Raw genomic sequence first — 16,343 nt, forward strand, 5'->3', positions numbered from 1 at the left:
GCGCTTCAGGCGCTATAAACGTGTTATATTTGCACACCTTAATACTTTACTTATTCAACTCTTAATAAAAGGAAAAAATCATGGCTGCAAAAAAAGCTCCTGCGAAAAAAGCCCCGGCTAAGAAAGCCACAGCAAAAAAAGCTCCCGCTAAAGCCGCTGCTCCAGAACGTAAAATTACCGCTGTACGTGAGCGCTACAACAAAACGCAGATTGTTGCCCAAATTGCAGAAAACACTGAGTTGAGTAAAAAACAAGTTCAGTCGGTGCTTGACGAATTATCAGCCGTAATTGAGGGTCATATCAAAAAACGCGCCTGTGGCGAATTTGTTCTGCCTGGCCTGCTGAAAGTGCAAACCGTTAAAAAGCCTGCCACTAAAGCTCGCAAAGGCATCAACCCGTTCACCGGGGAAGAAACCATGTTTAAAGCCAAGCCTGCGACCACTACTGTCAAGGTTCGCCCGCTGAAAAAACTAAAAGAAATGGCACTATAAGCACCAAGTTAAATACCACAAAAAAGCCCGCTATTGCGGGCTTTTTTTGTGATTATTGGTTGAATATTAACAATTAATTTTGGGGATATTGCTCTTGCGCGGCTGATACGGCTCACTTGATGACAGCGGCATAAAACCCTTGCCAGCTAATGCATCGGTAAGTTTGCCCACCCGTTTTTGCAACAATTCGGCATCATACGCTTTTGCCGCTACCGCCCCCCATACCGGTGCTGGCCAAGCTTGGTCAGTCACAAAGCGTGCCACATGATGCACGTGCAATTGCGACACGACATTCCCCAATGCGGCAATATTGATTTTGTCAGCATCAAACAAACTGTTCATGACCTCTGCCAACTGACAGGATTCACGGGTCAATTGCTGCTGGTCAGCATCACTCAGATGATACAGCTCAAGCACATCCTCGCGCTCCGGCACCAAGATGCACCAAGGATAATTGGCATCTTTCGACAACAGCAGTAAAGATAAATCAAACCGCCCAATAAGATAGGTATCGTCGGCAAGACGTTGGTCTAATACAAACATAGCTCACTCCTCACACCATTCTGCTTACAGCGCGCTTAAGCCACTATAGACGAGCCAAATTTTACCCCGGTATCTGTACCCCGAGGTCTAAGCTGCGTAGAATACGCAAACCCGCTTTACTAAGTATAGCGACTAATACTGTACACTTGCAGTAATAAACATCGACTCTTAGATAAGATCTGACACTATGCGCTCCAGCCGTTTTTTAATAGCCACCCTAAAAGAAACTCCCGCCGATGCCGAGGTTATCAGTCATCAGCTTATGCTGCGTGCCGGTATGATCCGCAAGCTCGCCTCAGGCCTGTACACTTGGTTGCCGTTAGGACTTAGAGTGTTACGTAAAGTGGAAAGCATCGTCCGCGACGAGATGAATCAAGCTGGTGCTCAAGAGGTCATGATGCCGGTAGTGCAACCGGCTGAGTTGTGGCAAGAGTCAGGGCGCTGGGAACAATACGGCCCCGAGCTGCTGCGCATGCGCGACCGACACAATCGAGAATTTTGCCTTGGTCCGACCCACGAAGAGGTTATCACCGACTTGGTGCGCGGCGAAATCAACAGCTACAAGCAACTACCCGCTAATTTTTATCAGGTTCAAACCAAATTTCGCGATGAGATTCGCCCGCGCTTTGGGGTTATGCGCTCTCGCGAGTTTATTATGAAAGATGCCTACTCCTTTCATGCCAGTGCCGAGTGTTTACAGCAAACCTACCAGCGCATGCACACCGCTTACTGCAATGTGTTTAGCCGTATTGGTTTGGCGTACCGTCCCGTTCTGGCCGATACAGGCTCTATCGGTGGCGCTTTCTCGCACGAGTTTCACGTACTAGCCGATAGCGGCGAAGACGCCATTGCCTTTAGCGATGGTTCTGATTACGCCGCTAATATCGAAAAAGCCGAGGCCCTCCCCCCCACAGATCCGCGCCCTGCCGCCAGCGCTGCCAAGCAAGATGTTGCAACCCCCGGCAAACACTCTATTGATGAAGTTGCCGAGTTTCTTGGCGTTGCGGCCAGCCGTACCGTAAAAACCTTAATTGTTTTAGGCGATGCTGCCGAAGAAGGCGCCGAGCAACCACTGATAGCCTTAGTGCTGCGTGGCGATCACGAGCTTAACGATATTAAGGCCGAGAAACTCGACGGTGTTGCCGCGCCATTAACCTTTGCCCCAGAAGAGCGTATCAAGGCCGAACTAGGTGTTAGCGTTGGCTCCATTGGCCCGTGCGGTTTAAGCATTAAAATCATTGCTGATCATAGTGCATTGGTATTAGCCGATTTTGTCTGTGGAGCCAACACAGATGGTATGCACAGCACTGGTGTTAACTGGGAGCGCGATTTACCCCTGCCTCAGGCCGCCGACATTCGCAACATCGTCGCCGGTGACCCCAGCCCTTGTGGCAAAGGCAACCTAGAGATAAAACGCGGTATTGAAGTCGGCCATATTTTTCAGTTGGGCACTAAATACTCTGAGGCCATGAACGCCACCGTACTCAATGAAAACGGTAAAGAGCAAACCATGATGATGGGTTGCTACGGTATTGGTGTCACCCGTGTTGTCGCCTCCGCTATTGAGCAAAATTACGATGACAAAGGTATTATCTGGCCCGCCGCGATTGCGCCGTTTCAAGTAGCCATTGTGCCGATTAACATGCACAAGTCTGAAAAAGTCGCCGAGGCCTGTGAACAACTATACCGTGACCTGCAAGCGGCAGGAGCCGACGTATTATTAATGGACGAAGAGAAAGCTCGCTTAGGCGTACTGTTAGCCAATACCGACCTTATGGGTATTCCCCACCGTATTGTGGTGGGAGATCGCGGCTTAGACGCGGGTAATGTCGAGTATAAAGGCCGCCGCGATGAAGATAAGCAAGACGTCGCGCTCGATCAAATCGTTACCCTTATCAATGATGCCCTCAATCAGCAGTAACAAGCACCGTACTCAACCGCACACCATCGCCGCCTTGGCGTTTGTGTGCGGTATACTCGCGGCCCAACCAACTCTCAATGCGGAACAAATTGCAGGCAACGTCGCCCTGGCATCACCGGCTGCGCAACCCGCCAGTTCCCAGTCAAACGTCGATGACCAGCTGCGCCAGTTACTCAAAAACCACATCGATCAAGCCGACAGCTTTACAGACCGCTTTGACGCCGAAGCGTGGTTAATGCTGATGGACGGCCGACTGGCCCGCTACGTTAAATCCCCCGATGAGCGTTTGGCTCTGCTGCGCTTAATTCATCGCGAAGCCACGGCTGCTGGTGTAAAACCCGAACTTGTTTTAGCGGTTATCGAAACCGAAAGTCATTTTGACCGCTTTGCGATATCGTCTGTCGGCGCGCAAGGGATTATGCAAATTATGCCTTTTTGGAAAAACGAAATTGGCCGCCCAGAAGATAATTTAATCGATGCCGCCACCAATCTGCGCTACGGCTGCATCATTCTCAAACATTACCTTGATATCGCCGATGGTCGACTGGCCGAAGCGCTAGCTCGTTACAATGGCAGCTATGGCAGTTATCGCTATTCGAGCAAGGTGATGGATGCTTGGGAACGCTGGCGTTAGGTTTGGCTCGCAATGATTTATAGTCATCCAGCTTGATAAACTAATTATTTTCTCACAGAGTTTATTAAGCTTCTCCAAAAAATGCCACTCGGATGTGGCATTTTTATATTGAAAACTAACGACTTTCAACTATTTGTATAGTCTTCGCTCACCGCTAATTAAGGTTTGCACATCAAAAATCATGCTTCGTATTTGATGTGTTACACATAATTCAGGTTTTGCATACAGACTTCAGTTAAGCTCAACCTCTTGCCAGAACTTGTAAGACTCGATAGAGCCATTTGCCCGAGCTTAGAACTTTATTGGCAGTTCCTTCTCGAGCAGTCACTCAAAAAATAAATACATTGAATGAGGGGATTAAAAATATGCAATCCAATCGAATTAAATTGTGCACCTTTTAAGCGAGCAACACGGCAAGATTTAGGTCAACTCCGAGGTCTGAAACGGCTTCACGAAGTAACTAAAGTCAGTGGCATACTGGATTTGATCTCATACATGATGAACGATACGGCTCCAAAGCCAAAGGACACCGTTCCAAACATGCCGATGAATTAGGACCCGTCTCTTCCCCAACAATGTTTTTATAACCAGCAGAAGTGACTTTATAAATCGAGTAAAAATACCCATCAAAAACTTTTGCCCTAGCTTCCATGTCGCAGTTCAATCCAAAATCAAAACTGTTGCTAGTGCTACTTTCTACTACTGTTTGCCAAGCATTCCACTCTCTGCACTTCAATTCGATACTATAGAGCGGCCCAGCCCTGTCACGCGCAGAGTAGACGTTATCAATGTTTCCATGAACGACAATTGTTCCATGAAGCCCTCCCCCTAAATTACGTAGGTTTTTTATCTCTATCGAACTCACCACAGGGCGGGATCTTTGAACCGAAACATTTTTACAACCAATATCACCATTTGCATCTACCACTACAACCCAAGAAGCCCCCAAACTACCTGTACTATTAAATTTAATATTTTTTCTTGCATAGACCTTGAGACCTCGAATACGATTAAACTCCGTCTCACCTATGTAACCATCTTCCGATGTAGAAAAATAAGCGTCCTCACCGTAGCGAAGAATATCCATTGAAGTATCATATTCACTCCACTCATTTAGCACAACACGAGCAGGACCATTCGGCGAGCTATTGGTGTTATAACCATCCTGCTGGCAAGTATCAGCTTTTACAAACATACAAGCTAGCGACAACGAAAAGAATATTACTGTTAAATTTTTCATATATTGCTCCATTTCAATAATCCAAATTACTAATCTAAAACGATTAGCGAACTCCTTTTTCGAGAGAATCACCGCCTCGAAGACTAGAAGTGGTGATCTCATTCAAAAATTTTTAAAACCTTGCGCGAACACCTAAGGTGTAGCGTGGCTCGTAATAGTTTTGGAAAGCGTACTGATCCTCAAAGCCGAGGTAGTAGTTTTCATACTCGCCCGTTACGTTGGAGCCAGACAAATAAACGGTCATAGCATCGGTAATATCGTAACTTGCCGAGATATCGACATAACCTGCTGCTTCTTGATAAAGGTTTAAAGCACCCCAAGCACCAGCGCCCACAGAGGCTAAGCGCTCGCTGCGATAGTTATAAGCAACCCGAGCCTGAAAGCGATCGTCCTGATACCAAGCGGCTAAGTTAAACTGATGCTCTGAGTTATCAGGAAAGAGATTTTTATCTCCAAAGATATCATCACCGGAACCTTCGCTGGGCGAATAGGTGTAGTTGCCATCTATACCGAAATTACCCAAGAAACCATCAATGAAATCACCAAAAGCGAGCTTAGCGGCAAATTCAACACCCTCTAAGGTTCCACCCTCACCTTGCACCAAAGTTTTGATCGGAACCTCGCGGCGAATTACTCCATCCGCATCTGGTTGCGCCATATTCACGGTCGTGGACTCCGTAAAGCTGTCGATCTCCACTTTAAACACAGCTGCACTCAGGACAGTCGCCGCACCCGCATACCACTCCATCGAGAGGTCATAGTTGGTTGAACGCCAAGGATCAAGTGCTGGGTTACCGGCAAGGCTACCTTCAGTGACGATAAACTGACCTTGAGTGGGGCTGCCATCGGTGCTATCGATGGCAGTATTAAGAGTCAAACCATCGCCATATTGATTAAGATCCAGCGGCACCATGTTCTCGCCATAAGCAAAACGCAGCACTAAATCATCGCTAAACCAATAGCCCAGATTTAAGGTCGGCAGTACATCTTGGTAGCTTCGTTTGGTTAACACATCGCCGGTATCGACGTTGGTGTTACCGTAATCTTTTTGCGGCCCAGCAATGTTTTGCTTAACCGTCAGATCAGTTTCTACAACACGCACACCAAGGTTACCTTGCAGGGCGCCGGCTTCAAAATTGGCCTGAGCAAAGTAAGACAACTCATCCATATCGACCGCAAATGTATTACCAGGAACGACCTGCTTAGTTGACGAACCAAAGACACGATTTTGGAATGCCTCTGGATCATCGTAATCGTGTGGATCTACCGCCCAAACGCCTGGAATACCGTTTACTGGCCCAAAGTCTGTCACCCAAATAGCATTGTTGTATTGATCAAGCGCCACGTTTGGCAAAACCGTATAACCAACAAAGGTATCGGTAATTTGATTGCCATTCAGAGTGCCGTTAACCACTTCACCATCCTGACAAGGACCAGCGTGCAACTGTACGTCAGTGGCCTTCCACTGAGCTTCACAGCCATTGTCATAAAAGGGCGAAAACAAGTTATAACGCTCAAACTCGGCTGAACGTTGTGACGAACGCACACCAACATCAACACTGGTAACAAAACTGTCTTCAAACTTGTAGTTGCCTTTTAAGCTAAAGGCTGTAAGAGCGCCCTCAGAGTTTTCGTTATTCTCAGACGAAAAAGCACCGACGTTGTAGCTGTCCATGTTGGCCATGTAATCGGCAATCGATGCACCTGCACCTAAGGCACCGGCTAACGGACGGTCAAATCCAGACCAAGTAGGATGCTCAGTTGTGGTGTCATAGGAGATCTGTGGGTTTTCACTGTAGCCCATAGGGTTGATGGTCTGGAAACAACCACCGTTGTCACCAATAGCTACGGCGCCTTCGCCACACAACTCAGCGGGGAAGAAGCCCGGTGGCAAGCCACCACCGCCCCAAGCTAGGGGGTTAATGCCAGTTGAGGTACCGTTGGTTAAATCACCTTCGTTGTAGCCGTGGCGTTTATTGCGTTCGGCATCGCCTTTTACAGCGCGGAAACTACCAGTAAAGGCTCCGCCGTTATCATAATCAAGCTGAATATTAATGTTGGTCGATTTAGAATGGTAAACGTCATTCTGAGTAAAAGACTTAAGACGCTTGGGCGACAATTCTGCCTGAGTCCAGGCATAGAACTCACCATCATCAATACTAGTGCCTGTAGCGCGCTCTTCGGTTGGCACAAACCAGTTATCACCCTGCCACTTATTGGTCGCGCTCAAACCCACTTTGCGGTTGTACTCATCCTGATCGGTGTAAAACCAGTCAGCGGTAAAAATAAAGCCTTCGCCCAAATCTGCCTGAAATGACGAGTTAAGCCCCAAGCGTTCACGCTCAGTGATTTGATTCCAAGCTGAAAAGCCTTGCGCACCGACGTAACGACGTCCTTCGTCAGAAAGCCCCACAGCAGTATCGGAAAAGCGGCTAGTCCAGCCTGCATCACCCGGCGAGCCGGTATTTAGACCGTTATAAGAGTTGGATAGATTTACATTAGCGTAAGTTGCCGCCACCATAAAACCCATATCGCCGTTTTGCCAATTTATTAGGCCATTAACAACCGGATCGGTTTCTTCTGTTTCGGTGCCATACTGCATCTCGGCACCACCGGCAACGGTTAGCCCTTCATCAAAATCAAAGGGGCGGTAGGTTTTTAAGTTGATAGTACCGGTAATACCTGCATTGCCTAAGTTGGCAATAGCCGATTTATAAACATCGGCACCTTGAAACAATTGTGACGGAATATCTGAGAAATTAGGCTGAGTCGATACGACCGAGTTAGATCCTAAAAATTGCTCACCGTTAAGCTGAGTCACAACCTGAGGCAAGCCTCGAATGTTAACCGATGAGCCTTCACCGGCTGAGCGACGAATCTGAATACCGGGGATACGTTGCAGTGAGTCGGCAATAGTGGCATCGGGCAGCTTACCGATATCTTCTGCCGATATTGCATCAACTACGCCAGCGGCATCGCGCTTGACGCTAACAGCAGTCTCCTGAGCCGCGCGCACACCGCGGACAACCACTTCCTCCAGCATCTGATCATCCTGTGCTACAGCAACGCCATTGAGGCTTGCCAAAGCGCAAGAAGCTACGACTGATGCCATTAGCTTTCTCTTGAAATTGGTACTTTTATACATAGGACTCTCCCTTTATTATGATTGGGAATCACTGACTATTCCCATACGTTCTAGCTCAGCCAAAGACCGGGCATGATCTTCTTATCGCGGCTTCGCTTAGCAAAGCGAATACGGCAGGCCTTACAGCCCATTTTTACTATTGCCTTTTTGTGGCTGGCGCGACTTTAAAGCCCGTCAATTAAAAATGACCGACTAACAAGCTCTTGTTTTTAGTAACAAAAGCAAATCAAGCTACACCAGCGCTCGGAGTGTAACCCATTACATTGACGCATGTAACCCGTTACAGGAGGTTTTATGTGACAAAGTGGGGGTAGTTATATAACTTTCAGGGAGTTAATCAAAACAACTCGAAGTACTGACACGATCCGCTTTTTAAATATAAAAAAACCATCGAAAACAAAAGCCTGCGAACAATAACACCTTTAAAACATGGAGATGGATATATTGCCACGCACAAAAAAGCAGCCTCTGGAGGCTGCTTTAAATCATGCAATTGGGGCACGGCGGCCCCATATTAAGATGTTAGTTTATTGACAGCTAATCAATGCGCTAGCCCCTGCACCTTTTAAAACACGGACATTAGCAAAGCTCATATCCAACTCGCCCGTAGTATAAATCGTGAACGGACGCAACAGCTGGGTAATGTATTCGGTCTGCGGCTGAGTTAAACCAAAGTTCTCGCCCGCAGCTGGGAAGCACGCCAAATCGACAGTAATGGTTTGCCAGCCAGCGCCAGCCAAGCTCTCTGTCATACGCTCGGTCATGTCGATATCTGCCGCACAGTAAGAGCCACAACCAAGACGTAAGTAGGTAGTCGCCGTAGGCGCTTTATCTACTTTAATATCAAACGACAGCGCGGCCTTAGCTTCAATGTAACCACTCCAATCTTGACGATCTTCAGCAAACAAGGCTACGTGCCCAGCCCCTTTACCGTTAAAGACTACACGGCGTGCATCTTGTTGCTCGTTGCGATCGACCGCCTCTACCAATACCGTCGAGGTTTGCATGGTGTTGCTGTTCATAACCGCACGGTCATTCTCAGCACCTACAGCCTCAATCGCCCAAGGGTCCAATGAGCGGCGATTAAACAGCTCAAGTACGTCTTGAGTAGCTGCTTTTTTCAGGCCTTTTTCAGACAGCTTGTCACCCAGCGTGTCTTTATCGGCGTAACTTAAACCAAAACCATAAGGAAACAGTGGATTGTAGTTTTTATCGCCGCGATTTAAGCGGTACTGATCGGGGCGCTCAGGCCAAGTAAATGACAAACGTCCTTTGGCATCGTGATTAATGGCACCCGTGTTATCGCGGAACACCACATCGGCCACACCGTTGCCCTCAGTACCGGGCTGCCAAACGACCATAAAGGCATCAGAGGCATTTAACTCACGATTTACCCACAATGGGCGGCCAGTAATAAACAATGATACAACCGGAATCCCTTGTTCTTTAAAAGATTTCAGCAAGTTTAAATCAGACTCGGAACCATTTTTGTACATCAAGTTGGTTAAGTCGCCCTGCATTTCGGCGTAAGGGTCTTCACCAAACACGACAATTGCTACATCCGGCTTTTGCTGATAAGTACCCGACTCACTCAGCTCCACCGAACCGCCGCCCGCTTGAACTGCCTCGGCAATACCGTCATAAATCGAGGTGGCGCCAGGGAAGTCAGAGTTTTTATTGCCTGTACCCTGCCAAGTTACCGACCAACCACCGGTTTGCTTACCAATATTATTGGCGCCATCACCGGCCACTAAGACTTTCATATCGCGGCTTAACGGCAATAAACCGTCGGTGTTTTTCAGCAATACCAATGATTCACTCACAGCTTGTCGAGCCACCGCACGGTGCTCTGGCGCACCTAACAGATCGGCACGTCCGGCAATACCACGCTCAGACGGTGCACCGGCCTCAAACAACCCCGCACGCAACTTAACCCGCAGGATGCGACGCACAGCATCGTCAATGCGAGACATTGGAATGGTGCCCTCTTTAGCGTGTTTTACCGTGCTGGCAAACAGCTTTTTCCAATCAGGCTCGGGTGCCATGTAAATGTCCAAGCCGGCGTTAACCGCTTGCGGACAATCCAGTGCGGTACAACCGGGAATAAAGCCGTGGCCACTCCAGTCACCTACTATTAAACCATCAAAACCCATTTGTCCTTTCAGGACATCGGTCATTAGGTACTCATGCCCGTGCATCCGCGTTCCCTCCCAAGAGGTAAACGAGGCCATGACCACCTGAACGCCCGCTTCAATCGCAGTAAAGTAACCTGCTCCATGTATATCGCGCAGCTGCTCTTCGGTCGCGATCGTCTCACCGCGATCAACGCCTTTATCGGTGCCGCCATCGCCAATAAAATGCTTGGCCGTAGCGATCACATGATCGTCATTTAAAAAATCATCTGACGAGGGCTCTCCCTGCAAGCCCCGGATCATTCGTCCGGCGTACTGACCTACCAGCTCAGGATCTTCTGACCAAGCCTCATAAGTACGGCCCCAACGCTCATCGCGTGCTACCGCGACTGTGGGCGAAAAATTCCAATCAATACCGGTGATTTTTAACTCGCGTCCGGTAACCCAACCAATTTGCTCTAGCAAGTCTGGATTGTGGGTAGCGCCTAACGCGATATTGTGGGGGAACAAAGTGGCCCCAATCACGTTGCCAACACCGTGAACGGCATCGGTACCCCAAATAATAGGCACACCGGTGCGACCGCCAGTTTTATCAATCGAGGCGTAATAATAGCTATCGGCCAGATCAACCCAGTCTTGGACACTGGCGTATTTGTTGTTATCAGGCGTTGTACCGCCACCATTGAGTACCGAGCCCAAGTGGTACTGGCGAACATCATCTGGGGTAACCTGTTTAATTTCAGGCTGGATCATCTGTCCCACTTTCTCTTCGAGCGTCATCTGGGACAACAGCTCATCAATCCGAGACTCAAGTGCAGGATCTTGTTTGACTTCGCTTTGCAGCGCAGGCCAGGCCACCGGCTGGGCTTGAGATGAAGCTGAGTTATTGTGTGTTTCGCAGCCAACTACAGCCGCCATTACAGCAACTGCCACAGTTAAGCGTTGAACAGAATGAATAGCCATACAGGCTCCTTATAGTTTATCAGTATAATTTTTGTTTTAAGCTGGGGGGTTATTTTCTGCAACCAACCCCAATGTGCCGTAAGGGTACTGCATTGTACCTAAGATAATCGCCCCACATCGCAGCTTGGTGCAAAGTGGCAAAGGCCGACAACAGGAAAGCCTATAAATGGATGTTTGACTTTACGTTTAAACGTTTACTCAGACGACTTTTTAATTATTATTTATAGTAGCGCTTGCGAGCCGGTCAAACAATGGCGAGCGTAAAGCTTGGCATTATAACCACAAATCCGGCTCAAGACGGCCAAATTAACGACACTTTACACCGCACTTCAGCAATCAAAACATGCAAGCTATTTGGCCACGACATCCAAAAATGAATTAATCGATAACCGCCCCGTAAGTGGATTGGAATCAGGAACAAAATGAGAATCGATACAACCCGAGTGTAAAGAGCTACGCCGGTACACCAGCATTCGATTAAACACAGCATCTTGTTTAGCAATCTGCTCAAACAACGGCGTATCACCGTTAATATAACCAGCTTGCGGCAAGTTAGGGCCATCATTTTCCGCCTCAAGAGAGCGAAAGTACTCCAGTTTACGTGCCTCGTTAATAACTTCAAAGCCGGTTTTACGGTGACGGTAAAAAGCCGTTCCCCCTAGCGGCTTACGAAACAAATAATGAACCGTAGCTAATCCATAGGCATCGAAAGAGTCTACGTGCGGAATCCGCTGGATCAGCGCCAATTTTTCGGGAGGCGTAGTCACGAGTGAATAATGGCACATAGAAAATCGCAGCTTATCGCCCACTAAATCAAAGTATTGCCGCAACAGTGGCAAGAGCGTTACCGCTAAATAATACTGGTACGCTGGTGGCGCTACAGCTCGTAAACCAGGAAACACCACCTTAGGCTGTACAAACTCACTAGCGGCTGCCCACTTAAGCAGCAATTCCGGCTGATCAATACAATGGTCAATCACCAGCAACGGTGCTCCCTCTTGACCAAGAGAGAAGGATTGTACAGATAAGTTAGGAGGAAGTTGAAAATTCATAAGGTAAACTCAGCCAACGAGGGCATAGATGGTCTTGCCGACTGACAATAATTGGCAATAAAGTCGTGATGCAAAGGCAGCCCTTGCACCGTTTTTTGTAACGATTCGCGTCCATGTAGTCGTGCCCAAGTTCAAAACGTTTACTCTTACTCCGAAAGACTTCTCTACACTTCGGGGTTCAGTCTAGCCATCGGCTTTAGTACTTTTTACCACTAATGATCATAGTCTTTAGTAGCATGAGCAAACCTTCCGCGTCCTGTTCGCGAACTTTATCTAGATGCTGATCATCTACTAAGTGCGACATTTTTATTAAAAAGAAGATGAACTGTAAAATTCCTGTTTTTCTCTCCCGTCAAGAAGTGAAAAGTCATGACATATAAACGGCTCACCTATGAAGAAAGGATAATACTTATCACCCTTAAACAGCAAGGCTTATTCTATTAGGGCTATTACTGGCAGGCTAGGAAGACACTTATCAACACTATATCGAGAGCTAAACGTAACCGCCAGATGGCATTGATAGTGCCTATCGAGCATTCAGGCTAATCGTCGAGCCCTAGCAAGAAGACGACTCCCTAGACGAAATAGGCACTACTCGAACAGTGACCTTTATAACTATTCGAAAACTCTTAACGAAAAAGTGGGCGCCGGAGCAGGTGGTCGAGCAAATACGTCGTCAAAAGCTGATGCCGCGATTAAGGAGCCATAAAACTATTCATCAACACATATGGCAAGACAAGGCTGAGAGCGGCTCTCTTGAGAAATATTTAAGGCAACCTCCAAGCAACGCAGAAAACGCTACAAAATCAATGAATGCATTCAGATAATTATTGCGTGAATAATGTTTTTATATACCCCACTGAAAATCACACTCTATTGCAATACCTTTTAATAAAATCCTCATGCATCGACATCATCGCGATATTGTCATCAACCTCTGCCGCAATGCTGCCTAAAAAGTTTTGCAGTCCCGATTCTGGCATCAGTGCCACCATGGGATGATATGACGAAGGGACAACTCCCTGCCCTAGCATAACCTGAGTCCATGAGTCCAACCGAAATAATTCACCTTCGACTTGATTTGATCTGCCAAAATCTTTAAAAAGGTCCATACGATGTTTCAGACCATATGGAATTTCCATATCCTTGCAATAACGCCAAAATGGGCTATCGTCACGCTCAGTCGCCTTATAATGTAAAATGATAAAGTCTCTAATTCTTTCGTATTCACTTTCAGCTTGATTGTTATACTCATCGACGATTGACTGCTTAATCCCGCCATGTGGAAACAATTGCAGCAAGCGAGTTACAGCAGTCATTATCATATGAATACTGGTAGACTCCAGCGGTTCCAAAAAGCCAGAAGCCAACCCCATCGCAATACAATTTTTATTCCAGGATTTTTTTCGCCTACCCGTTTTAAACTTAATAACTCTAGGTTCGGTAAGAGTTTTCCCCTCAACACTTGAAAGCAACATATCTTTCGCTTCATCATTAGACATATGACGACCAGAGAAAACCATGCCGTTTCCGACTCGACTCTGCAAAGGTATTTTCCAGCGCCAACCTGCATGGTGAGCAATCGATTTTGTATAAGGCGTAGGCGGCTCAGTAGGCTCAGTTTGAATTGCAATAGCCGTATCGCAAGGCAACCAATGCCCCCACTCCTCGAATCCGGTTTGCAAAGTCTGCTCAATCAACAAGCCTTTCATACCGGTACAATCAATAAATAAATCTCCGACCAACTCTTGCCCTGACTCCAGCTGTAATGAGGTGATACAACCAGAATCAGGGTTTTGATTTATCTGGGCTATTTTCCCTTCAACCCTTTTAACACCACAAGCTTCAGCACGCTCCCTAAGAAAACTGGCGTAGCGTCCAGCATCAAGATGAAATGCATAATTTATTTTGGACTGACTATTTAAAGAGAAGCGCCCTTGTAAGGCTGCTTTATATTCGAGACAATAATCACCAAATTCACCTGCAACCCCTAACTCTCGACCTCGAAGCCAAAAATGGATAAAGTCGGTAATTATAGTTTGCTTACCCGTAACACCAAAAGAATGAAAATATTTTTCGCCGATTTGTTTCCAGTTTTCGAATTGAATACCAAGCTTAAAAGTAGCATTTGTTGCTCTCACAAACTCTTGCTCATTAATACCCAACAATCGATGAAATGTTCTCATAGGTGGAATAGTAGCTTCGCCGACACCAACTGTCCCTATCTCCTGAGACTCCACTAATATTATATCGAGCAACTCTCCCATTTGATGAGACATCGCCGCGGCCGCAATCCAGCCCGCCGTGCCACCTCCTGCAATCACCACTTTAGTCTTGCCACCTGACATTTTTCGACTTCCCATATCTATTGATATCAACGATTTAATTTATTGATAAGCAAAGCCCTTAATTTTCTGGCTCCCAGCCTATCCAAAGTATTTAAAAAACCTCTCGACTTTAACGGAAGGTGTGTGTGGGATTTTTCAGGACCATTAAAAATATAATACTCGAAAATGTGTCTCCAAGCCTCTCGCTCATGGACAGATTTATCTCTAATTCCGAGCATCGCAAAATGGAGAGCATTCATACCGGAGGTCAAGAACGCTGGCGCATCCTCCCACCAGTAATTCACTAAAATATTGTAGGGCGCCAACCCCTCTACATGGTGCCACCACATGGCCGGCACAAATAAGGCATCGCCAGGCTCTAGGTCAACGACTTGGGCAACCAAAAGTGCCTCTTTAAATCGAGGAAACTTTTCAAAGTCGGGATTCTTAAAATCCACCAAACTAATGACCTGCCCACCAGGTGTTGGATCAAACGGGCCAGGGTAAAGGTTATCTATCTGATCGGGGGGGAAAAGCGTAAATCTACGCTTACCTGCAATACAGCATGCAATATTATCTAATGCGTCAAAATGACATGTGGCAGTAGTTTTACCACCGATCCAAATACTAACTCGTTCATTCAAAGCTTCAGGATGTTTATTCCGCGGGATCACCAGATCATTCGCATCGCAAAACCCAGGAAAATGCGTACTGATTATATTGGACGCAATGTAATACGCAGGAGCATCTAATTTATCCGCCCCCTCCAAAATAGCATCTAGAGTTTCATCAATATACCCTTTAAAGCTCTCATAATTGAGTTCAGTACAATCTTCGTTGTAAAACATTCTTCCTTTGTTTTGGGGAGGAATTTTACATACAACAGTTGGAGTGTCGTTGTAAAATTTTTTTAAATAATCAACAGACGCCCTATCGGAAATTTTCCCTGCATTGACTGCGGGCCAATCACTAACCATTTGCTTAAAAAGGACCGGCTCCGCAGAATTAATTACATTACGCGGAATGTTCTTCGAATTAATTCCATTCAGTACTTTTATTTTCTTCAAAGTCAATTAGCGTCTCCGCCCGCCACAAGCTTACGATTCTTCCAATCAATTAGCTTTCCAACATTGGACATAGATGTAAGAATAAAATAGGCTGCCTGAAGAAAACCTAATTTATTAAGCTCCGCTAATGCTTCTGCACTGAGCCGAGATAATTTTTCAGCATTAATTGTTTCAAACCGACTGATCTTTAACTTGCTTCGATCTAAAAACTCTATATCCAGCGTGACTGGCTCGAGCAAATCATACTTATTAAACGCCTCAAACATTAATTTCGTCAGGTGCACACCGTCATTAATAGTGTTCAAAGCGCTTGTAATATAATCAAGATACGGGCTCTGCCCACCATTTTGCAAAAACAACTCTTGGCCGTTATCACAGTTTACCTTGGGGTGCTCCATATCGATGTGCACGACAGGGTTCTGCTTCTCTACGCCTGCATCACGCTGAGCTCCAATTGAAAAAGGTCCTCTAGCCATAGCCGCCGGAACATATTCAGCGCGCCACCCCAGATGCTTTTGGCTTGTCGAATCGTGCCCTATCAAAAACAAATTTTCATCTTTTTGCAGCCCAAAAAACACAACTGCCTGATACTCACCAGTTTCTGAGTCTTTACGGCACAGTATTGGATATTCTTTTTGAACCTCGGATAATTCAGTCATAAATGTCACTGTGTTGCTCACATTATCACCGAGCTCGGCTGAAAATTTTGCATCCACCTTCAAACATTCATGAGTAATGTTATTTAATAATTCGATTTTTTGCATTTAAACCTACCGGCTTACGTGAACGACAAAAGGTATCATATAAATTGAGCTAAAAAAAGAGTCG

The 16,343-nt window shown here is 46.5% G+C and carries 11 protein-coding genes; 3 read left to right on the top strand and 8 right to left on the bottom strand.

The window, feature by feature from the left end; genetic code table 11:
• Positions 1-80: 80 nt before the first annotated feature.
• Positions 81-491, top strand: coding sequence for an HU family DNA-binding protein (locus GILYN3_RS06795; RefSeq protein ID WP_049722137.1), 411 nt, complete (start codon positions 81-83; stop codon positions 489-491).
• Positions 492-557: 66 nt separating this feature from the next.
• Here GILYN3_RS06795 and GILYN3_RS06800 read toward each other — a convergent pair whose 3' ends face one another.
• A complete protein-coding gene (locus GILYN3_RS06800) occupies positions 558-1,034 on the bottom strand; it encodes an HIT domain-containing protein (RefSeq protein ID WP_049722138.1) in 477 nt (158 codons plus the stop codon).
• A 187-nt stretch (positions 1,035-1,221) separates the two neighbouring features.
• On the opposite strand from GILYN3_RS06800, the gene GILYN3_RS06805 reads away from it, so the two are divergent.
• On the top strand, positions 1,222-2,955 hold the full coding sequence (locus GILYN3_RS06805) for a proline--tRNA ligase (RefSeq protein ID WP_049722139.1): 1,734 nt from the start codon (positions 1,222-1,224) through the stop codon (positions 2,953-2,955).
• Positions 2,933-3,589 carry a transglycosylase SLT domain-containing protein gene (locus GILYN3_RS06810; RefSeq protein WP_232305520.1) on the top strand — a complete coding sequence of 219 codons (657 nt, stop codon included), beginning with the start codon at positions 2,933-2,935 and terminating at the stop codon, positions 3,587-3,589. The genes GILYN3_RS06805 and GILYN3_RS06810 overlap by 23 nt, the downstream gene beginning before the upstream one ends.
• Positions 3,590-4,055: 466 nt before the next feature.
• Here GILYN3_RS06810 and GILYN3_RS06815 read toward each other — a convergent pair whose 3' ends face one another.
• From GILYN3_RS06815 to GILYN3_RS06850, 7 genes are all read right to left on the bottom strand, one after another.
• Complete coding sequence (locus tag GILYN3_RS06815) at positions 4,056-4,829, bottom strand: hypothetical protein (RefSeq protein ID WP_157484863.1); 774 nt, start codon at positions 4,827-4,829, stop codon at positions 4,056-4,058.
• Positions 4,830-4,941: 112 nt separating this feature from the next.
• Positions 4,942-7,941 (bottom strand): TonB-dependent receptor, encoded by a 3,000-nt coding sequence (locus GILYN3_RS06820; RefSeq protein WP_049722141.1) that lies wholly within the window; start codon positions 7,939-7,941, stop codon positions 4,942-4,944.
• Positions 7,942-8,501: 560 nt separating this feature from the next.
• On the bottom strand, positions 8,502-11,069 hold the full coding sequence (locus GILYN3_RS06825; RefSeq protein ID WP_084005161.1) for a glycoside hydrolase family 3 protein: 2,568 nt from the start codon (positions 11,067-11,069) through the stop codon (positions 8,502-8,504).
• A gap of 350 nt (positions 11,070-11,419) precedes the next feature.
• Positions 11,420-12,121: a DUF6445 family protein gene (locus GILYN3_RS06830; RefSeq protein WP_049722142.1), complete on the bottom strand. Its 702-nt coding sequence runs from the start codon at positions 12,119-12,121 to the stop codon at positions 11,420-11,422.
• An 866-nt stretch (positions 12,122-12,987) separates the two neighbouring features.
• The gene (locus GILYN3_RS06840) at positions 12,988-14,469 is read right to left on the bottom strand and encodes a tryptophan halogenase family protein (protein ID WP_049722144.1); all 1,482 of its coding nucleotides are present in this window, start codon (positions 14,467-14,469) and stop codon (positions 12,988-12,990) included.
• A gap of 26 nt (positions 14,470-14,495) precedes the next feature.
• Positions 14,496-15,521 (bottom strand): cupin-like domain-containing protein, encoded by a 1,026-nt coding sequence (locus GILYN3_RS06845; RefSeq protein ID WP_049722145.1) that lies wholly within the window; start codon positions 15,519-15,521, stop codon positions 14,496-14,498.
• Entirely contained in the window at positions 15,518-16,279 is a 762-nt protein-coding gene (locus GILYN3_RS06850) for a SapC family protein (RefSeq protein ID WP_049722146.1), read from the bottom strand. The genes GILYN3_RS06845 and GILYN3_RS06850 overlap by 4 nt, the downstream gene beginning before the upstream one ends.
• Between the last annotated feature and the right edge of the window lie 64 nt (positions 16,280-16,343).

The organism is Gilvimarinus polysaccharolyticus (assembly GCF_001187555.1).
Lineage (GTDB): Bacteria > Pseudomonadota > Gammaproteobacteria > Pseudomonadales > Cellvibrionaceae > Gilvimarinus > Gilvimarinus polysaccharolyticus.